Source organism: Streptomyces ficellus (genome assembly GCF_009739905.1).
In the GTDB taxonomy this organism is placed as follows: domain Bacteria; phylum Actinomycetota; class Actinomycetes; order Streptomycetales; family Streptomycetaceae; genus Streptomyces; species Streptomyces ficellus_A.
Window position 1 is genome coordinate 394,604 of record NZ_CP034279.1, and the last position, 19,320, is coordinate 413,923.

A 19,320-nucleotide genomic window follows, 5' to 3' on the forward strand; every position below is an offset into this window, starting at 1 on the left:
GGGAAAGGAGGGAGAGGCGGGAGAGGCGGGGGTCAGTGAGAGCGGTGCAGCAGGCCGCTCATGGTGATGCGGTCGCCCCGGAAGCGGATGAACTCCAGGTCGACGGGCCGGCCGTCACACAGGTGGGTGAGCCGTTCCAGCATCAGCACGGCCGCGCCGCGCGGGGCTTCCAGCACGGCGGCGGAGTGGGCGTCGGCGTTGACGGCTTCGAGGGTGATGCCGGCCGAACCGAGTGCCTGCCCGGTGAGTCGTTCGATGAGCCGGAACACGTCGTTGTGTTCCAGGTCGCAGTCGAGCAGCCCGGCCCCGATGTCCATCGGGACGTACGTCAGGTCCAGTGACAGCGGCAGGCCGTTCAGCCGGCGCAGCCGCTCGATGCACAGGACGTCGGAGCGTTCGGGCAGCTCCAGCCGCCGCGCCACCGGAGCGGGCGCCGGTACCGGCCCCGCCGTCCGTACCTCGTTGGTGACCCGGCCGTGCTCGTGCAGGGTCTCGGCGAGACCCTGGAGGCGGTCGAGGCCGTGCGGGTACTTCTCGGCCACCAGGACCGTGCCCACGCCCGGCTGCCGCTCGACCAGGCCCTCGGTACGGAGGAGGTCGAGCGCCTGGCGCACGGTGTTGCGGGACACGCCGAAGTCGGCACCGATCCGGCCCTCCAGGGGCAGGACACCGCCGGGGAACCCGGTGGTGCGCGCCTGGTGGCGCAGCAGGTCGGCGAGTTGCCGTGCCCGGTCGGCACGCAGCCGTCGCCGACGGGCGGCGGCGACCGGGGCTGCGTGTTCACGGGTGCGTTCGGCGGGCATGGCTGGACCATACCGACGTCGCGCACGCGATGGTGTTGCGACAACATTGCGCCACTTCCACCGCCTGGCGCATCCGCTGTGACCTGCACTTTCGCGGCGGCCACCGCAAGATCTGCCACAAAAGGCGTTTGGTCCGTGAGACGGCGTGGTGGCACGCTCGCCGATCGTGAACGAGCACGGAGTCCTCGCCCTGTCCCCGTGGCGCACCACGACCGGCGGGCTGCTGTCCGGCGCCGCCCTGCGGCGCGGCATGCGGGTCGAGGTGCTCCCCGCCCGCGACGGCTCCGGCGTCGCCCCGTCGTGGCGTGCCGGGGACGTCCACTACTACGGCGGGCCGAAGTTCGCGGCCGGAGCGGTGGACGACCTGGGGGTCGCGCTGCTGGAGCCGTCCGACGGCTGGCTGGCGGAACTGCCCCGCGCGTACACCCTCCGCGACGTCGCCCTGACCACACTCGGCGAGGCCCGGCGGCTGACCCGGCCCGCGTTCGTCAAGCCGCCGAGCGACAAGAGCTTCCCGGCGGCGGTGTACGCGGACGGCGGCCGGCTCCCGGACGGTGACCCCGGACTGTCCCCGGAAACACCGGTGCTGGTCGGCGACGTGGTCGACTGGGCGGTGGAGTTCCGCCTGTTCGTCCTGGACGGTGAGGTGCGTACGGGTTCGCAGTACGCCACGTTCGGCCGGCTCGACGCCGCTCCGCTCGACGGCCACCCTCAGCGGGGGGCCGTCCTGGACTTCGCGGCGCACCTCCTCGACGCGTGCGGGGACACACTGCCCAGCGCGGTGGTCGTGGACGCCGGTCTGGTGACGGCCACCGGTTCGGGCCCGGGGGGCGAGGGGGGCTGGGCGGTGGTCGAGGCGAACATGGCCTGGTTCAGCACCTGTTACGCCGCCGATCCGGACCGTGCCCTGGACGTCGTCCTGCGCTCCGCGGGCCCGCGCTCCCGGCTCGCCGGGCGGGACCGTGCCTTCTGCCGCCGGGCGTGAGCGGGATGCCGAAGGCCCAGTGTGAACGGCACGCTTCGGGCGTGTGGCGGTGGACCCAGCATGTGAGACAGTGCCGCTGCCCGCGTTGACGTGGCCGGTTGTCGCTGCCAGCCTCATGGACGTGAGCCAGTCAGCGAACTTCTCCGCGCGGCGCCACGTCGACCTGCGACGGCACGCCAGCGCCCTCTGTGCCTCCGGCCTCCGCGTCCGCTGACGCCCGCCGGGCGGCCGCCCGGCCCTTCCCCCGCTGCGCCGCGCCATGACGTGCCGTTCGCGGTGACCGGAGTGGCCGCGCTTCCGGCGGCCCACCGGTACGACCGGCCGTGACCGGCCCGCCGGCCGCGTACTGACCCGGCCGGCGGCACCGCTCCGCCCGCACGCCCCGCACGGCCGGCACACCCGCGTGTTCCCACCACACGTCGCTCCCCCGGCACAACACCCCGGCACGACACTGCTCCCGCCGTCGTCCGGCTCCCGCCGTCGTCCGGCGCTTCCGCCCGTCGCGCTTCCCCCGCCCCCCACGCCCCGCACCAGCACCGCATGAGCACCGCACGGTCGCCCCCGCTGCGGCGCGTCGCCGCACCCGCTCCAGGAGGTCCCCCTTGTCGTACGTCGTCGCCATCTCCGGAAGTCCGTCCGCCGATTCCCGCACCGCCCGGGTGGCGGAGCACCTGCTGCACCGGCTCGCCGCCGACGGGAGGGGCGTCGGGCACATCACGGTGCGGGACCTTCCCCCGGCCGAGCTCCTCGGGGGCTCCGCCGCGCACCCGGCCCTGCGGCCGGCGCTGCACACGGTGGCCCGCGCCGAGGGCGTCGTCGTCGCCACACCGGTCTACAAGGCCTCGTACAGCGGCCTGGTGAAGGTCTTCCTCGACCTGCTTCCCCAGTCCGGGCTGGCGGGCAAGGTCGTCCTCCCACTGGTCACCGGCGGCAGCCTCGCCCACATGCTCGCGATGGACTACGCGCTGCGCCCGGTGCTGTCGGCGCTGGGCGCCCGGCACATCGTGCCCGGGGCGTTCCTGCTCGACTCGGTGATCGAGCGGGTGGGCGCGGCGTCGTGCCGCGTGGAGCCGGAGGCCGAACTGCGGCTGTGGCAAGCCGTGGACGGCTTCGCCGAGGCGCTCACCGGCCGGGCCGCACCCACCCTCAGCGCCGCCCTCTGACGTACCCCGACCCCTCCCGACCGACCCGACGCCCTCTTCTCGAACAGGACGCTTCCATGAGCACGTTGTCCCCGGTGAACCGACGCCGTTTCCTCGCCCTGGCCGGGCTTTCGACGGTCGCGGCCGGCTGCGGCACCGCCCTGGGCGGCGGCCCGCCCGGCAAGGGAGGGACCCGCACGCTCCGCTACCAGGGCTGGGCCGGCCAGGTGACCCCCGCCGAGCTGGCGCAGGACCTGGGACACCTGAAGGACGTGAAGCTGGAGTGGGTCGGCAACACCATCAGCGGCCCGCAGGACATCCAGTCGGCGGCGACCGGCCAGACCGACTTCGGCGGAGCCTTCAACGGCGCGGTGGTGAAGCTGGCCGCCAACGGCGCACCCGTCAAAGCGGTCATCAGCTACTACGGCTCCGACGAACAGGCCTACAGCGGCTACTACGTCCGCGCCGACAGCCCCATCCGCTCCGCCCGAGACCTGATCGGCAAGAAGGTCGGCATGAACACCCTCGGAGCCCACTCGCAGGCCATGCTCGACATCTACCTCCAGCGCAGCGGCATCTCGGCCGCCGACGCCGGGAAGGTCGAGGCCCTGGTCGTCCCGCCGGTCAACACCGAACAGTCCCTGCGGCGGCGCCAGATCGACGTGGCCGTGCTGAGCGGTCTGCTGCGGGACAAGGCGCTCGCCGGCGGCGGACTGCGGCCGCTGTTCACCGACCACCGGCTCCTGGGGTCCTTCAGCGCCGGGACGTACGTCATGACCCGGCGTTTCGTCCAGCAGAACCCCGACACGGTACGGACCTTCGTCACGGGAGTCGGCCGGGCACTGGACTGGGCGCGCACCACGCCCCGCCCCCAGGTGATCGCACGGATGACGGACATCGTGAGACGACGCGGCCGCAACGAGGACCTCGACGCCCTGCGGTACTGGAAGTCGTACGGCGTGGCCGCTCCCGGCGGGCGCATCGCGGGCAAGGAGCTCCAGCTCTGGATCGACTGGCTGGCCGAACGCGGTGACATCGACCGCGGGCGGGTCTCGCTCGACGAGCTGTACACCAACGACTTCAACGCGCCGGCGCCCGTGTCGCCGGCGGCGAGCGGGAGGTGACCCCCATGGCGGATGCCGGGAACGACGGGCACACGGCGAAGATCGTGTTCAGCGCGGTACGCAAGGAGTTCACCGTCCGGGGCGGGGACGGTGGGCGTTCCACGGTCACCGCCCTCGACGGCATCGACCTGACGGTGGGCGCGGGTGAGTTCCTCGTCGTCGTCGGTCCGAGCGGCTGCGGCAAGTCCACGCTGCTGGACCTGCTCGGCGGGCTGACCCGCCCCACGTCCGGCAGCATCCTGCTCGACGGCTCACCGGTCGCCGGGCCGGGTCTCGACCGGGGCATCGTCTTCCAGCAGTACGCCCTGCTCCCCTGGCGCACCGCCCAGGGCAACGTCGAGTTCGGGCTGGAGGCCGTCGGGGTGCCGCGGCGCGAGCGGGCGGACCGTGCGCGGGAGCACCTCGCCCTCGTGGGGCTGAGCGGGTTCGAAGGGCGTCACCCGCACGAGCTGTCCGGCGGCATGCGGCAGCGGGTCGCGATCGCGCGCAGCCTGGCGTACGACCCGGACGTGCTGCTGATGGACGAGCCCTTCGCGGCACTGGACGCCCAGACACGGGAGTCCCTCCAGGACGAGCTGCTGCGCATCTGGCAGCGCACCGGCAAGACGATCGTCTTCATCACGCACGGCATCGACGAGGCCGTCCACCTGGGGCAGCGCGTCGCCGTGATGACCTCCCGGCCCGGCCGGATCAAGGAGGTCGTACCGGTGGATCTGCCGGTGCTGCCGGACGGGGGCGATCCGCGGTCCAGCCCCGAGTTCGCGCGGTACCGGCACCGGATCTGGTCCCTGCTGCGCGACGAGGTGTCCAGGGCCCAGCAGGAGGAGAGGGAGGGAGCGGCCGTATGAGTTCTGTGACCGGCACCGCCACGCACGACCCGGTCGGCGACACCGCCGACCGGTCCCCCGCGACCACCACCGCGGCTGCGGCCGGCCGGCCCCGCACCGGCCCCCCGGGCCCGAAGACGGCGCCGCCACCGGTGAGCGGGGCGGGGTCCCTGCGCCAGGGTGCCCCGCGCGGGGTGAAACCGCGCTTCGCCGTACGCAGGCTGCTGCACCGGCTGGTCAAGGGCGGCACCCGCTCGGCGGCCGTCGTGGCGCTGCTCCTGCTGTGGGAGACGGCACCTCGGCTCGGGCTGGCCGACCGTACGTTCCTGCCGCCGTTCAGCGAGGTGGTGGTGGCGTGGTGGCAGCTCGCCGAGAGCGGGCAGCTCGCCGACCACACACTGGCCAGCCTCGGCCGGTCCCTCAGCGGGTTCGGGATCGCGGTGGCCGTCGCCGTACCACTGGGCCTGCTGATCGGTTGGTACCGGCGGGTGGCGGACCTCCTCGGGCCGCTGCTGGAGGTGTTCCGCAACACCGCCGCGCTGGCTCTGCTGCCGGTGTTCGTGCTGCTGCTGGGCATCGGTGAGACGTCGAAGGTCTCGATCGTGGTGTACGCGTGCACCTGGCCGGTGGTGCTGAACACCATCAGTGCCGTCCGGTCCGTGGACCCGACGCTGCTGCGGCTGGCCCGGTCGATGGACCTGCCGCCGCTGCGGCTCTTCCAGAAGGTGATCCTGCCGGCGTCCGTGCCGGCGGTGTTCACCGGTGTCCGGCTCGCGGGGGCGGTGTCGGTGCTGGTGCTGGTCGCGGCCGAGATGATCGGCGCGAAGGCGGGGCTCGGCTACCTCATCAACGCCTCCCAGTACAACTTCGCCATCCCGCAGATGTACGCCGGGATCGTCACCGTCTCGGCGATCGGCGTGCTGTTCAACCACCTGCTCGTCGTCCTGGAGCGGCGGCTCAGCTCCTGGCGGGTGCCCTCGGACGGCTGACCCGACCCCACGCCCTCACCGCCCCTCCCCCACACCCACACCCACACCACACCCACACCGAAGGACTCGTCGTGCCCGCCACACCACCCCGCCGGATGCACCTGAACGCGTTCCTGATGAACGCGGGTCACCACGACGCCGCCTGGCGCCATCCCCTGTCCACGCCCGAGCGCGTCACCGATCCCGCGTACTTCACCGAACTGGCCAGAACCGCCGAACGCGGCCTGCTCGACTCGGTGTTCCTCGCCGACGGGCTGGCGCTGTGGGGCACAGTGCGCCACAACGCGCTGGGCGGTTTCGAGCCGCTGACGCTCCTGTCGGCGCTCGCGACCGCCACCGAACGCATCGGGCTGATCGCCACCGTCTCGACGACCTTCACCGAACCGTTCTCCACGGCACGTGCCTTCGCCTCCCTCGACCACCTGAGCGGTGGCCGGGCCGGCTGGAACATCGTGACCTCCGGGACGGTCGACGAGGCCCGCAACTTCGGCCGCGACGAGCACCTGGAGCACGGCCTGCGCTACGAGCGGGCACAGGAGTTCGTCGACGTGGCCGTGAAGCTGTGGGACAGCTGGCAGGACGACGCGATCGTGCTGGACCGGGCGGCGGGGATCTACGCCGACACCGACAAGGTGCGGCCCGTCGACCACGGGGGGACCCACTTCCGGGTGCGGGGCCCGCTGAACGTGCCCAGATCGCCGCAGGGGCGTCCGCTGCTGGTGCAGGCGGGGTCGTCGGAGGACGGCAAGGAGTTCGCTGCCCGGCACGCGGAGGCGGTGTTCACCGCACAGCAGACCCTGTCCGACGCCCAGGCGTTCGCCAAGGACCTGCGGAGCCGGCTGCACCGGTACGGGCGGGCCGAGGACGACGTGCGCATCCTGCCCGGTGTCTGCCCCGTCATCGGCTCCACGGAGGCGGAGGCGCGGGCCCTGGAACAGGAGCTGACCGACCTCCAGGTGCCGGCGTACGGCCTGGCGCAGCTCTCCGGGATGCTCGGCACGGACCTCACCGGCCTGCCCCTGGACGGGCCACTGCCGGAACTGCCCGAGGAGCGGGACATCAACGGCAACCGGAGCCGTTTCGCGCTCGTCGCGCGGCTCGGCCGCCGCGAGGGGCTCACCCTGCGCCAGTTGATCGCCCGGCTCGGGGGCGGCCGTGGCCACCACGTGGTGGCGGGCACCGCCGAGCAGATAGCGGACCGGCTCGAGGAGTGGTTCACCGGGGGCGCGGCGGACGGGTTCACCATCATGCCGCCGTACCTGCCCGGTGGGCTCGACCACTTCGTCGACCAGGTCGTCCCGGTGCTCCAGGAGCGCGGGCTGTTCCGCACCGAGTACACCGGCCGCACCCTGCGCGAGCACTACGGACTGCCGCGCCCCACCGCCACCACCCCTGGTTCCACCACCGGTTCCACCACGGGTTCCACCTCACGAGAGGACCACCGCTCATGACGACCACCACGACGTCCCCCCACTCCTCCGGCCCGGACACACCAGCCGACGTCGAGGTCCGCCGGATCGGCGGGCGCATCGGTGCCGAGATCCACGGTCTCGACCTGGCGGACGGCCTCGCGCCGGAAACCGTCGCGGCGATCGGCCGGGCCCTGCTGGAGCACAAGGCCCTCGTCTTCCGCGACCAGCGCCTGGACGACGCCGGCCAGTTGCGTTTCGCCTCGCTGTTCGGCGAGCTGACCACCGCGCACCCCACCGTCCCGTCGGTCGACGGGCAGCCGCACATCCTGCCGGTGGACGGTGACGAGGGCATCCGCGCCAACCACTGGCACACCGACGTCACCTTCGTCCGTACGCCGCCGAAGGCGTCCACCCTGCGCGCCCTCGTCGTCCCGCCGTACGGGGGCAACACGCTGATCGCCAACACGGCTGCCGCCTACCGGGACCTGCCCGAGCCGCTGCGGGAGTTCGCCGACCGGCTGTGGGCGGTGCACACCAACGCGTACGACTACGCGGAGCCGAAGGACGAGAAGGCGGCGGAGCACCGCAGGCGGTTCGTGTCGCGCCGGTACCGCACCGCGCACCCGGTGGTCCGCGTTCATCCCGAGAGCGGGGAGCGCGGTCTGTTCATCGGCGGGTTCGCCCAGAGCCTGGTGGGCTTCGGTCCGTCGGAGTCGCGGGACCTGCTGCGGCTCCTCCAGTCGTACGTCGTACGCCCCGAGAACGTCGTGCGGATCGCGTGGCGCCCGGGTGACCTGGTGCTGTTCGACAACCGCGTCACGCAGCACTACGCCCCCGACGACTACGGCGACCTGCCCCGGCTGCTGCACCGCGTCACGGTCGCCGGGGACGTGCCCGTGGGCGTCGGCGGCGAGCCGAGCCGGGTCGTCGAGGGCGACGACGCCGCCCACTACACGCCCACGGAGGCCTGACCGGCGTCTGACCGGGCGCCCGACCGGCGTCTGGCGGGCGGGGACGAGAACGGCGGCGGTGGGGGCGGTGATCCCGCCCCCACCGCCGCCGTCGCCGATCAGACCGCGGGGGCCGGGAAGGTCGGGTACTCCACGCCGGAGACGTGCTGGACGACCCGGATGACCTGGCACGAGTAGCCGAACTCGTTGTCGTACCAGAGGTAGAGGATCGCGTTGTCGCCGTCGACCTTGGTCGCGCCGGCGTCGACGATCGAGGCGTGACGCGAGCCGACGAAGTCCATGGAGACCGCGTCGGGGGCGGTGGTGAAGTCGATCTGGCGCTTGAGCGGCGAGTGCAGCGACACGTCGCGGAGGTACTCCAGGACCTCGTCGCGGGTGGTCTCGCGACCCAGGCGCAGGCTCAGGATGGCGATCGACACGTCCGGGACGGGGACGCGGATGGAGCTGCCGGTGATCGGCGCCTTGAGGTCCGGGAGGGCCTTGGCGACGGCGGAGGCGGCACCGGTCTCGGTGATCACCATGTTGAGCGGCGCGGAGCGGCCGCGGCGGTCGGCCTTGTGGTAGTTGTCCAGCAGGTTCTGGTCGTTGGTGAACGAGTGGACGGTCTCCACGTGACCGCGCAGGACGCCGTACTCGTCGTCCATCGCCTTCAGCGGCGGCACGATGGCGTTGGTGGTGCAGGAGGCGCAGGACAGGACCCGCTCGTCCGGCTTGATCGTGTCGTGGTTCACACCGTGGACGATGTTGGGCACGTCGCCCTTGCCCGGGGCGGTGAGGACGACCTTGTCGATACCGGGGCGCAGGTGCTTGGACAGGCCCTCGCGGTCGCGCCACTTGCCGGTGTTGTCGATGAGGATGGCGTCCTTGATGCCGTACGCGGTGTAGTCGACCTCGGACGGGTCGTTCGCGTAGATCACCTTGATGGCGTTGCCGTTGGCGAAGATCGTGCCACTGGCCTCGTCGACGGTGATGGTGCCCTGGAACTGGCCGTGGATCGAGTCGCGGCGCAGCAGCGAGGCGCGCTTCACGATGTCCTCGGCGGCCCGCTCGCCGCCGCCGCGCACGACGATGGCCCGCAGGCGCAGGCCGTTGCCGGAGCCGGCCTTCTCGATGAGGAGGCGGGCGACGAGGCGGCCGATGCGGCCGAAGCCGTAGAGGACGACGTCGCGTCCCTCGCGGCGCTCGATCTTGTTGGCGCCCGTGGCGCCGGCGACGGCCTCGGCGGTGAAGTCCTCGACCGACAGACCGCGGTCGTCGGTCTTGTACTCGGCGGCGAGCATGCCGATGTCGATCTGGGAAGGACCGAGGTCGAGGGTGGCGAGGGCCCGCAGGAAGGGCATCGTCTCGGTGACCGAGAGCTCCTCGCCGGCGATCTGGCGGGCGAATCGGTGGGTCTTGAGGATGCTGACCACCGACTTGTTCACCAGGGAGCGGCTGTGCAGGAGGACGGTGACGTCATACTCCCGGTGCAGCTTCCCGATGATCGGGATCATCGACTCCGCGATCTCCTCGCGGGTCTTCCAACTGGTGAACGAGTCGTCGTTGACAGTCACAGTTTTATCTTTCGAGCTAGGCGGCGCTCATATGCTAACCCGCCCGTGTTCTGATCAGGCATGGGCCCTCCCCCGAGAGGGCGAGGGGACCCATCGGAGCAGAATTCGTTCCGCTTTGCCCCGGATTGCCGAGCACGACGACGGGCCGGCGGGAGCGGCCCTCGTCCGCCCCACCGGCCCGTCGTCACCGTGCTGCCCGGCGGGTTACGGCGCCATCTCGTAGGCGCCGGAGAGCGCCTCCACGCGCTCCCAGACCCGGGCCGAGCGGGCTTCGTCGACGACCGGGCGGCGGACCGCTCCCATCGCCCACTCCTGCTGCTGCTCGGTGGCGGAGTCCTTGCCGTGCAGCTCGACGGCGTGGGCGGAGAAGTCGCGCACGAGGACGGCGAACAGCTCGTCCAGGACGTCCCGGTCGAGGCCGGTGAGGCGCGCCTGCTCCAGGATCAGCTGACCGTGCACGACGAGCGCGAACAGCTGGCCGACGGCGAGGAGGAGGTCCAGGTCACGGCTCTGCGCCTCGTCGGGGGCGGCGGTGGTCACGAACGCGCACAGCGCGTCGGCCTGCTCGCGGAACCGGGCGACGTTGGCGACGTCGGCGTACGCGTCGAAGGCCGGACGCCAGTCGTGGAAGCGCACCGAGCCCAGGCCCCTGGCCGGCCCCTGCCGGAAGAGGAACGCGTCGTCGGCGGCGTCCAGGCGGGTCGGGACGGCGTCGTAGCCGGCCGGGTCCAGCAGGTGGTTGCGCATGAACTTGAGGATCAGCGCGAGGTTGACGTGGACCGTGCCCTCGAGCTTGGGCAGGCCCCGGATCTCGATGGCGGCCTGGGCGAAGTAGTTGTCCTTCTCGAAGCCCTTGGCGGCGATGACGTCCCACATCAGGTCGATGACCTTCTCGCCCTCCGTGGTCACCTTCATCTTCGTCATCGGGTTGAAGAGGAGGTACCGGCGGTCGTCGGGCCCGGCGGAGCGGAAGTAGTCGACGGCGCGGTCGCTGAACAGCTTCATGCCGACGAGGCGGACGTACGCGTCGGTCAGCTCCCGGCGCACGTGCGGGAACGCGGTGACCGGACGGCCGTAGAGGATGCGGTTGTGCGCGTGGGTCACGGCCTCGTACATCGCGTGCTCGCAGATGCCGATGGAGGCGGTGCACAGGTTGAACTTGCCGACGTTCACGGTGTTGAGGGCGGCGTCGAAGGCGGCCCGGCCGGTGTGCAGGACGTCCTCCTGGCGCACCGGGTAGTTCTCCAGGCGGAACTCGCTGACGTACTTGGAGGAGTCGACGACGTTCTTCACCAGGTGGTAGTCCGGGTGCCGGCTGTCGGCGGCGAAGAAGACGTACGCGTCCGGGCCCTCCATGTCGGTGCGGCGGCCGAAGACGGACACCAGCCCGGCGGCGTTGCCGTTGCCGATGTAGTACTTGGAGCCGGTGGCCCGGAAGCCGCCGGAGCCGTCACTGTCCGGCTCCAGCAGCATGTCGGTGGAGTAGATGTCGGCGCCGTGGGACTTCTCGGACAGGCCGAACGCGAACACCTCGCCCTGGGCGAGCAGTTCGGCGGCGCGGGCCCGGGCGGCGGCGTTGTCGCTCTGCCAGACCGGTCCGAGCCCGAGGATGGTGACCTGCCAGGCGTACCAGTAGTCGAGCCCGTAGAAGCCGAAGATCTCGTTGAGCGCGGCGATGCGGGCGGTGTCCCACCGCTTGTCGCTCTGGTCGCCCGGCTGCCCGGCGGCGGCGGACGCGGGGGTGAGGAAGGTGGCGAAGAGTCCTTCCTTGGCGGAGAAGGCGAGGAAGTCCGCGAGCCAGGCACGGGAGCGGTAGTCCTCGATCAGCTTGCGCTTGCCGCGCTCCTCGAACCAGTCGACGGTGGCGCGCAGCAGCCTGCGCGTCTCCGCGTCGAAGTGCGCCGGGTCGTAGGTGCGCGGGTTGAACAGCAGCGGGTCGGCCATGGAGGTCCGCCTTTCCGGGAGGTGTGTTCGGTGAGGGTGGTCAGCGCTCGGGGGTGAGCCGGCGGAGGGTGGCGAGGACGTCGTCGAGCCAGGCGAGCGTCATCCGCTCGTACGCGATGCCGCCGCGCAGCACGACGTGTTGGAGCTCCCGCCCGGCGTCGAGCGGCCGGGCGTCGAGGGGTCCGGGTGCGCCGGGGTCCGGGAAGTCGCGCGCCTCCCCCGCGAGGTAGTGCGCGAGCCGCTCGGAGTGGACCTGCCGGTACCGCTCCACCTCGCGGATCAGCGCGGCGGGGTCGTCGAAGGCCGCTCCGCGGATCTTGACGGCGAGGTCGTGGCGGACGCTCTCGGGCGCGATGGGCTCGTGCAGCCACTCGGAGAGCGCGGCCCGCCCGGGGGCGGCGACGGAGTACTCCTTCTTGTCCGGGCGGCCCTGCTGCGGCACCTCCCGGACGTCGATCCAGCCCTCGCTCTCCATGCGCCGGAGCACGCGGTAGATCTGCTGGTGGGTGGCGGTCCAGAAGTACCCGAACGACCGCTCGAACCGCCGGGCCAGCTCATAGCCCGAGCCCGGTTTCTCCAGCAGGGACACGAGGATCGCGTGGTCGAGCGCCATGCCCCGATCTTCTTATGCAACTCGTTGCATAGACAAGCGCCACGGCCCGGGTGAGACGTGGCTCACCCGGGCCGTGGCGCTCCGGTCTCACCCGGGTTGGCGGGTGTCCTTCAGCGTTCCCCAGCCGTGCCAGCGGTCGATCTCGATCCAGGCGCTGAACCTGCGGCGCTCCCGGTTCGGGTACGGCTCGCCCAGGTAGTGCCGCGCCAGCCGGTCCGAGTCGGCCAGCCCCTCGTCCTCCCGCAGCTCGGCGACCCGGCCGACGACGCTCAGGTGGGTGTACCAGTTGCCCTCGTCGAGCACGGTGAGGGTCACCCGCGGGTCGCGGCGCACGTGCTGCAGCCGCTTGCGGCCCTCGTCCATGTTGACCAGGATCCGGCCGTCGTCCCAGAGGTACCAGGTGGCCGTGGAGACCGGCTGGCCGTCCGTCCGCAGGGTCGTGATGGTGGCCGGGTTGGGCTTGCCCAGCATGGTGACTGCCTCGTCGGGAAGCGGTGGTTTCGACATGTGACGCCTTTCCGTCCGGATGCCGGTGGGTGTGGTCGCGGGCGGGGATCCCGGGCGGGTCCCCGGGTGGAACCCGGTGGGTTCACCCTCGTACGGCCTTCCCCGTTTCGCGCTCTTGAACGGGACCGGCCGGCGGACCGTACCTTCCACGGCGGCCCCGGCCCGTGAGCCGCGGCCGCCGAGCCACCGCGCTTCGTACGGAAGGACCCTCGGGTGTCGATCGGGACGTCTCGTCAGCTGCCGCCCCCAGCCGCCGCGGAGCCGGAGGAGGTGGTCGCCGACGGCTCCGCGCGCCCCCGGGCGGCGGCGCGGGTCCGGGTGTCCCGGGCGGTCACGGGCGCGGCGGCGGTGCTCGTCGTCGCGGCGCTGCTGCTCCCGGACCGGGTGGAGCACCTGAGGCCCGTGGCGTTCGCGCGCATACCGGTGGAGGCGATAGCCGGCACCGCGCTGCTGCTGGTGCTGGGCCCGCGTGCCCGGCGGGTGGTGGCCGTGCTCGCCGGGGTCGCGCTGGGGCTGGTGACGCTGCTGAACGTCCTGGACATGGGCTTCCGCTCGGTGCTCGTCCGGCCCTTCGACCCGGTGCTCGACTGGATCCTCCTCGACGACGCCGAGGCGTTCCTCGGTGACTCCATCGGCTCGGCCGGCGCGACCGCGGTCGTCGTCGGGGCCGGCGTGCTCGTCGTCCTCCTGCTGGTGGCGATGGCGCTGTCGGTCGTCCGGCTGGGCCACGTCGTGGTGCGGCACAGCGCCGTGGCGGCGCCGGCGACCCTGTTGGCCGGGACCGTCTGGGTCGCCTGTGCGGCGCTCGGGGTGCAGGTCTCGGGGGCGGCGGTCGCCGCACGCGGCGCGGCCGACGTCGTGAGCGGCCGGGTGCAGCAGGTGCGGGCCGGGATCGCGGACCGGGAGGCGTTCGCGGAGGAGTCCGCCGTCGACGCCTTCCGCGCGACGCCGGGCGACCGGCTGCTGACCGGGCTGCGCGGCAAGGACGTGCTGTTCGTGTTCATCGAGAGCTACGGACGCAGCGCCGTGCAGGACCCGGAGATGGCGCCCGGGGTCGGGGCGGTGCTCGCGGACGGGACGCGCCGGCTGGGCGCCGCCGGGTTCTCCTCCCGGAGCGCGTTCCTCACCTCCCCCACGTACGGCGGCGGCAGCTGGCTGGCCCATGCCACGTTCGCCTCGGGTCTGCGGATCGACAACCAGCAGCGCTACCGCGACCTCACCTCCAGCGACCGTCTCACCCTCACCAGCGCCTTCCGCAAGGCGGGCGCCTGGCGAACCGTCGGCATCATGCCGGGCGTCACCCGCGCCTGGCCGGAGGGCCGGTTCTACGGCCTGGACCACGTCTACGACTCACGCAACCTGGGGTACGAGGGGCCGAAGTTCAGCTGGACGCCCGTGCCCGACCAGTTCAGCCTCGCCGCGTTCGAGCGGCTGGAGCACGGAAGGCCGGGCCGCGGCCCCCTGATGGCGGAGATCATCCTGACCTCCAGCCACAACCCGTGGGCGCCGGTGCCGACCATGCTCGGCTGGGACCGGCTCGGTGACGGCTCGGTCTACGAGTCGGTCAAGGAGGCCGGCGAGGACCCCAAGGAGGTGTGGAAGGACCCGGCGCGGGTGCGCACCGAGTACCGGCGCTCGATCGAGTACTCGCTGACGAGCCTCGTCTCGTACGTCGAGAAGTACGGCGACGACGACACCGTGGTCGTCTTCCTCGGCGACCACCAGCCCGTCCCCACCGTGACGCGGGACCGCCTGGGCCGGGACGTGCCGGTGACGATCGTCGCCCGCGACCCGGCGGTGCTGGACCGGGTGGCGGGCTGGGGCTGGCAGGAGGGGCTGAAGCCGGGACCGGACGCCCCGGTCTGGCCGATGGACGCCTTCCGGGACCGTTTCCTGACCGCCTACGGCCCCGCCGGCGGTCCGCGATGACGGCCGGTCAGGCGCCCGGGCGCACCGTCTGCCGGACCGGCGCCCCCGCCGCGGCGGCCGGGACGGGGACGCGGACGTCGACACGGACGCGCCACAGCCAGCGGATGTCCCGGCCGAACGACCAGACGAGCAGCGCCAGCGCCGCCGCCACCGCCGCGTACGCCGGCACGCGCGGGAGCGCCCCGGTGCCGGCCACCAGCAGGACGACGCCCTGCACGGCGGCCACCGTCTTGCGGGCCATGCTCGGGGGCAGCGGCCCGTTCAGCCACGGCAGCACGCGGGCCGCCGCGACGAACACGTACCGCATGGCGCCGATCGCCAGCACCCACGCGCCCATCGACAGGGACACCTGCACGCTGAGGACCATGATGAGGAAGGCGTCGGCCTCCATGTCGAAGCGCGCCCCGAACGGCGACGCCGTGCCGGTGCGGCGGGCGACCTGCCCGTCGACCGCGTCGAGCGCCAGCGCCACCGCGGTGAGCACCGCCAGGGCGGTGACCGGTGCTCGCCCCGCGAACAGGTCGGCGACCAGCGCCGTCACGCCCCCGGCGAGCGTCGTCCGGGCGAGCGTCACCGCGTCGGCCGGGCCGAAGGGCGTGGGCCGGGGCCTCGACCCGCGCAGCGCCCGGGACAGCACGGCCCAGGTGGCGGCCGTGAACGCCAGGCCCGTGAGCCACCCGGCGGGCCCCAGCCCCGTCACCGCGCCGAGCAGGAGCAGGACCCCGAGCTGCGCGACCGCGCCGAGGGCGGGTTCGGGACGCAGCGGACGCGCGCCGGGACCCGCGTCGGGACGTGCGTCGGGACGTGCGTCGGTCATGTCGCCCACGGACAAGGGACCCCTCCGGACCTGTGACAGAGTCAATGGCCGTCGCGCGCCGTGTGCGCGGCCTCGTATCACCCTCAGAACGTGCACCGGCACCCCAGCGTTCAACAGGAGAACCCGATGAAGCGCACCGCGCGCGCCTTCTGGCTGCGCTCCCCCGGCCACGGCGAGATACGCGACGTGGACCTGCCGGAACCGGCCGCCGGCGACGTCGTCGTGAGAACGCTGTTCTCCGGTGTCAGCCGCGGGACGGAGGGCCTCGTCTTCCGCGGCGGCGTCCCCGAGAGCCAGCACCGGGCGATGCGGGCGCCGTACCAGGACGGCGACTTCCCCGGCCCGGTCAAGTACGGCTACCTCAACGTCGGTCTGGTCGAGGAGGGGCCCGACCAGCTCGCCGGCCGCACCGTCTTCTGCCTCTACCCGCACCAGAGCCGGTACGTCGTCCCCGCCGGCGCCGTGACCCCGGTGCCCGACTCCGTGCCCGCCGCCCGGGCGGTCCTGGCCGGCACGGTCGAGACCGCGGTGAACGCCCTGTGGGACGCGGCGCCGCTCGTCGGCGACCGGATCGCCGTCGTCGGGGCCGGGATGATCGGCTGCTCGGTGGCCGCGCTGCTCGCCCGGTTCCCCGGCGTACGCGTCCAGCTCGTCGACGCCGACCCGGCCCGCGCCTCGGTGGCGACCGCGCTGGGCGTCGGCTTCGCCCTCCCGGGGGACGCCCTCGACGGCTGTGACCTCGTCGTCCACGCGAGCGCCACCGAAGCCGGTCTCGAACGCTCCCTGGAACTCCTCGCCCCCGAGGGCACCGTGCTGGAGCTGAGCTGGTACGGGGACCGGCGCGTCAGCCTGCCGCTCGGCGAGGCGTTCCACTCCGGCCGGCTGGTCGTGCGGGGCAGCCAGGTGGGCCGGGTCTCGGAGGCCAGGCGCTCCCGGCGCACCTTCGCCGACCGGCTGGCCCTCTCGCTCGACCTGCTCGCCGACCCGGTCTTCGACGCGCTGGTCACCGGCGAGTGCGCCTTCGGCGAGCTGCCGTCCGTGATGGCCGCCATGGCCGCCGGTGACCTGCCGGGACTGTGCCACCGGGTGCGCTACGACGGGCCCTGAACGCAACGGCCCTCCCGGCCGTACTGATTCCAGCAGGGCCGCCGACCGGCCCTCATGGACGGACCGGGAGGTCACAGCCGTTGTTCAGTGTCACAGTCCGCGAGCACCTCATGATCGCCCACAGCTTCCGCGGGGAGGTGTTCGGACCCGCGCAGCGCCTGCACGGCGCGACGTACCTCGTGGACGCCACGTTCCGCCGTCCCGAGCTGGACGCCGACAACATCGTCGTCGACATCGGCCTCGCCACCAAGGAGCTCGGCGAGGTGGTGGCCCGGTTCAACTACCGCAACCTCGACGACGCGGACGAGTTCACGGGCGTCAACACCTCGACCGAGTTCCTGGCGAAGGTCATCGCCGACCGGCTCGCCGACCGGGTGCACGCCGGAGCGCTGGGCGAGGGTGCGCGCGGGCTGACCGGTGTCACGGTCACCCTGCACGAGTCGCACATCGCGTGGGCGAGTTACGAGCGGGCCCTGTGAACGACCACGGACCGGCCGGCGCGCCACCACCGGTGCGGTCGGTGCGGGTGGTGATGCCCGGGGGCATCGACGACCCGTCCGCGCCGAGCGGCGGCAACGTCTACGACCGCAGGGTGTGCCGCGACCTGCCCGCCGTCGGCTGGCAGGTCGCCGAGCACACGGTCGCGGGCGACTGGCCCGCGCCCGCGCGCCCCGCGCGCGAGGAACTGGCGCGGCTCCTCGCGGACTCGGCCGACGGCACCCTGTTCCTCCTCGACGGGCTCGTCGCCTGCGGGGTGCCCGACGTCGTCGTGCCCGAGACCGGCCGGCTGCGCCTGGCGGTGCTGGTGCACCTGCCGCTGGCCGACGAGACGGGGCTCGCCCCCGAACGGGTCGCCGCGCTGGACGCCGCCGAGCGCCGCACCCTGCGCTCGGCGGCGGCGGTCGTCGCCACCAGCAGGTGGGCGGCGGACCGGCTCGTGCGGCACCACGGGCTCGCCCCCGGCCGCGTCCACGTCGCCGCCCCGGGCGCCGACATCGGGCCGCTCGCCCCGGGCAGCGCGACCGCGCCGGGCACCTCGCGGGACGTCTCGCCCGGCACCGGCAGCGACCCCCGCCTGCTGTGCGTGGCGTCGGTGACCCCGCGCAAGGGGCAGTACGAACTGGTGGAGGCCCTCGCGACCGTCGCCGACCTGGCGTGGAGCTGCGTCCTGGTGGGCGGCCTCCGCCAGGATCCCGCGTACGTCGCCCGGCTGCGGAGGCTGATCACCCGCCACGGGCTCGACGACCGCGTCCACCTCGCGGGCCCGCGCAGCGGTCCGGAGCTGAACGCCAGTTACGCGGGCGCGGACCTCCTGGTCCTCGCCTCGCACGCCGAGACGTACGGCATGGCCGTCACCGAGGCGCTCGCTCGGGGCGTCCCCGTCCTGGCCACGGCCGTCGGCGGGCTCCCCGAGGCGGTCGGCCAAGCACCCGACGGCAGCGTGCCGGGCGCCCTCGTACCGCCCGGCGATCCCGCGGCGCTCGCGGCGGCGCTGCGGCGCTGGCTGGGCGAGCCCGGCGAGCGCCATCGCGCGAAGGTCGCCGCACGGCGGCGGCGCACCGCGCTGGCCGGTTGGGAGACGACCACCCGAAGCCTGTCGAAGGCCCTGGAACAGCTCCGGCAACACCCCCTGGAGGCGGCGTGACCGTGACCGACAGACCCCGTTACGCCCCGGACTGGCTGGCTCTCCGCGAGCCCGCCGACGCCGCCGCCCGCGCCGGTGAGCTCCTGGGCCCGCTGCGCGGCCACCTCGGCCTCGACCGGCCGCGGCAGGACGCCGTCCTGGTGGTCCGGGACCTCGGCTGCGGCACCGGTTCCATGGGGCGCTGGCTCGCGCCCCGGCTGGGCGGGCCACAGCACTGGGTGCTGCACGACCACGACGCCGAACTCCTCGGCCTCGCGAGCGGCCGGATGCCGCGCACCGGTGCGGGAGGCGGCCGGGTCACGGTCGCGACCCGCAGCGGCGACATCGGCCGGCTCACCGCCGCCGAACTCGCCGGCACGGGGCTGGTGACGGCGTCCGCGCTGCTGGACGTGCTCACGCGCGACGAGGTGGACCGGCTGGCCGCGGCCTGCGCGGAGGCCGGGTGCCCGGCGCTCCTCGCCCTCTCGGTGGTGGGGCGGGTCGAACTGACCCCGGCCGACCCGCTGGACGGCGCCCTCGGCGCCGCGTTCAACGACCACCAGCGGCGCCTGGAGCACGGGCGCCGACTGCTGGGACCCGACGCGGTCGCGGCGGCCCGGGAGTTGTTCGAGGCGCGTGGCATGACCGTGCTGACGCACTCCAGCCCGTGGCGGCTGGGGCCCGGCGAGTCGGCGCTGACGGCCGAGTGGCTGCGCGGCTGGGTCGGCGCGGCCCGTGAACAGCGCCCCGACCTCGCGCCCCGCGCCACGGCGTACCTGCGGCGCCGGCTGGAGGCCTGCGAGGCGGGCGAACTGCGGGCCGTGGTCCACCACACCGACCTGCTGGCCCTCCCGGGCACGGGGCGTGGCGCGGGACGCGACGCGGGCGCGACGCGACCGGGAGAGGCCGCGGGGCCGGAGGCGGGGGCCGCCGCGTGACGGCGGGGACGGTGGTGGGCCGTGTGAACCGTGCG

At 73.4% G+C, this 19,320-nt stretch carries 19 protein-coding genes; 13 read left to right on the plus strand and 6 right to left on the minus strand.

Translation table 11 applies throughout. From position 1 onward, the window contains the following. Positions 1–32: 32 nt before the first annotated feature. Entirely contained in the window at positions 33–803 is a 771-nt protein-coding gene (locus tag EIZ62_RS01790; RefSeq protein WP_156690949.1) for a GntR family transcriptional regulator, read from the minus strand. A gap of 163 nt (positions 804–966) precedes the next feature. Here EIZ62_RS01790 and EIZ62_RS01795 point away from each other — a divergent pair, with 163 nt between their 5' ends. The 8 genes from EIZ62_RS01795 (at position 967) to EIZ62_RS01825 (ending at position 8,253) form a co-directional block, all read left to right on the plus strand. Then, a complete protein-coding gene (locus EIZ62_RS01795; RefSeq protein WP_156696148.1) occupies positions 967–1,788 on the plus strand; it encodes an ATP-grasp domain-containing protein in 822 nt (273 codons plus the stop codon). A 121-nt stretch (positions 1,789–1,909) separates the two neighbouring features. Then, positions 1,910–2,002 carry a putative leader peptide gene (locus EIZ62_RS32800; protein ID WP_341873920.1) on the plus strand — a complete coding sequence of 31 codons (93 nt, stop codon included), beginning with the start codon at positions 1,910–1,912 and terminating at the stop codon, positions 2,000–2,002. A gap of 388 nt (positions 2,003–2,390) precedes the next feature. After that, positions 2,391–2,951: an NADPH-dependent FMN reductase gene (gene ssuE / locus EIZ62_RS01800; RefSeq protein ID WP_156690950.1), complete on the plus strand. Its 561-nt coding sequence runs from the start codon at positions 2,391–2,393 to the stop codon at positions 2,949–2,951. A gap of 56 nt (positions 2,952–3,007) precedes the next feature. Next, positions 3,008–4,054: an ABC transporter substrate-binding protein gene (locus tag EIZ62_RS01805; RefSeq protein WP_156690951.1), complete on the plus strand. Its 1,047-nt coding sequence runs from the start codon at positions 3,008–3,010 to the stop codon at positions 4,052–4,054. A gap of 5 nt (positions 4,055–4,059) precedes the next feature. Then, positions 4,060–4,902: an ABC transporter ATP-binding protein gene (locus EIZ62_RS01810; RefSeq protein WP_156690952.1), complete on the plus strand. Its 843-nt coding sequence runs from the start codon at positions 4,060–4,062 to the stop codon at positions 4,900–4,902. Continuing rightward, on the plus strand, positions 4,899–5,870 hold the full coding sequence (locus tag EIZ62_RS01815) for an ABC transporter permease (protein ID WP_244375367.1): 972 nt from the start codon (positions 4,899–4,901) through the stop codon (positions 5,868–5,870). The genes EIZ62_RS01810 and EIZ62_RS01815 overlap by 4 nt, the downstream gene beginning before the upstream one ends. A 71-nt stretch (positions 5,871–5,941) precedes the next feature. After that, positions 5,942–7,321 (plus strand): LLM class flavin-dependent oxidoreductase, encoded by a 1,380-nt coding sequence (locus tag EIZ62_RS01820; RefSeq protein ID WP_244375369.1) that lies wholly within the window; start codon positions 5,942–5,944, stop codon positions 7,319–7,321. Beyond that, positions 7,318–8,253, plus strand: a complete 936-nt coding sequence (locus tag EIZ62_RS01825; protein WP_156690953.1) for a TauD/TfdA dioxygenase family protein — start codon at positions 7,318–7,320, stop codon at positions 8,251–8,253. Before EIZ62_RS01820 ends, EIZ62_RS01825 begins: the two co-directional genes overlap by 4 nt. A 98-nt stretch (positions 8,254–8,351) precedes the next feature. Here the strand turns inward: EIZ62_RS01825 and EIZ62_RS01830 are convergent, their stop codons facing one another. The 4 genes from EIZ62_RS01830 to EIZ62_RS01845 form a co-directional block, all read right to left on the minus strand. Next, positions 8,352–9,806 (minus strand): glyceraldehyde-3-phosphate dehydrogenase, encoded by a 1,455-nt coding sequence (locus EIZ62_RS01830; protein ID WP_156690954.1) that lies wholly within the window; start codon positions 9,804–9,806, stop codon positions 8,352–8,354. Positions 9,807–10,010: 204 nt separating this feature from the next. Continuing rightward, complete coding sequence (locus EIZ62_RS01835) at positions 10,011–11,750, minus strand: acyl-CoA dehydrogenase family protein (RefSeq protein WP_156690955.1); 1,740 nt, start codon at positions 11,748–11,750, stop codon at positions 10,011–10,013. 40 nt (positions 11,751–11,790) lie between these two features. Next, positions 11,791–12,363 carry a PadR family transcriptional regulator gene (locus EIZ62_RS01840; RefSeq protein ID WP_156690956.1) on the minus strand — a complete coding sequence of 191 codons (573 nt, stop codon included), beginning with the start codon at positions 12,361–12,363 and terminating at the stop codon, positions 11,791–11,793. An 87-nt stretch (positions 12,364–12,450) separates the two neighbouring features. Continuing rightward, a complete protein-coding gene (locus EIZ62_RS01845; protein ID WP_156690957.1) occupies positions 12,451–12,870 on the minus strand; it encodes a PPOX class F420-dependent oxidoreductase in 420 nt (139 codons plus the stop codon). Positions 12,871–13,083: 213 nt separating this feature from the next. Here EIZ62_RS01845 and EIZ62_RS01850 point away from each other — a divergent pair, with 213 nt between their 5' ends. Continuing rightward, on the plus strand, positions 13,084–14,799 hold the full coding sequence (locus tag EIZ62_RS01850) for an alkaline phosphatase family protein (protein ID WP_244375371.1): 1,716 nt from the start codon (positions 13,084–13,086) through the stop codon (positions 14,797–14,799). Positions 14,800–14,806: 7 nt separating this feature from the next. Here the strand turns inward: EIZ62_RS01850 and EIZ62_RS01855 are convergent, their stop codons facing one another. Then, entirely contained in the window at positions 14,807–15,616 is an 810-nt protein-coding gene (locus EIZ62_RS01855) for a CDP-alcohol phosphatidyltransferase family protein (protein ID WP_156690958.1), read from the minus strand. 126 nt (positions 15,617–15,742) lie between these two features. On the opposite strand from EIZ62_RS01855, the gene EIZ62_RS01860 reads away from it, so the two are divergent. From EIZ62_RS01860 to EIZ62_RS01875, 4 genes are all read left to right on the plus strand, one after another. Beyond that, entirely contained in the window at positions 15,743–16,723 is a 981-nt protein-coding gene (locus tag EIZ62_RS01860; RefSeq protein ID WP_156690959.1) for a zinc-dependent alcohol dehydrogenase, read from the plus strand. Between the two features lie 80 nt (positions 16,724–16,803). Next, on the plus strand, positions 16,804–17,202 hold the full coding sequence (locus EIZ62_RS01865; RefSeq protein ID WP_156690960.1) for a 6-pyruvoyl trahydropterin synthase family protein: 399 nt from the start codon (positions 16,804–16,806) through the stop codon (positions 17,200–17,202). Positions 17,203–17,255: 53 nt separating this feature from the next. Then, on the plus strand, positions 17,256–18,368 hold the full coding sequence (locus EIZ62_RS01870) for a glycosyltransferase family 4 protein (protein ID WP_156696152.1): 1,113 nt from the start codon (positions 17,256–17,258) through the stop codon (positions 18,366–18,368). Beyond that, positions 18,365–19,285, plus strand: a complete 921-nt coding sequence (locus EIZ62_RS01875; protein WP_244375372.1) for a class I SAM-dependent methyltransferase — start codon at positions 18,365–18,367, stop codon at positions 19,283–19,285. The genes EIZ62_RS01870 and EIZ62_RS01875 overlap by 4 nt, the downstream gene beginning before the upstream one ends. Positions 19,286–19,320 lie beyond the last annotated feature (35 nt).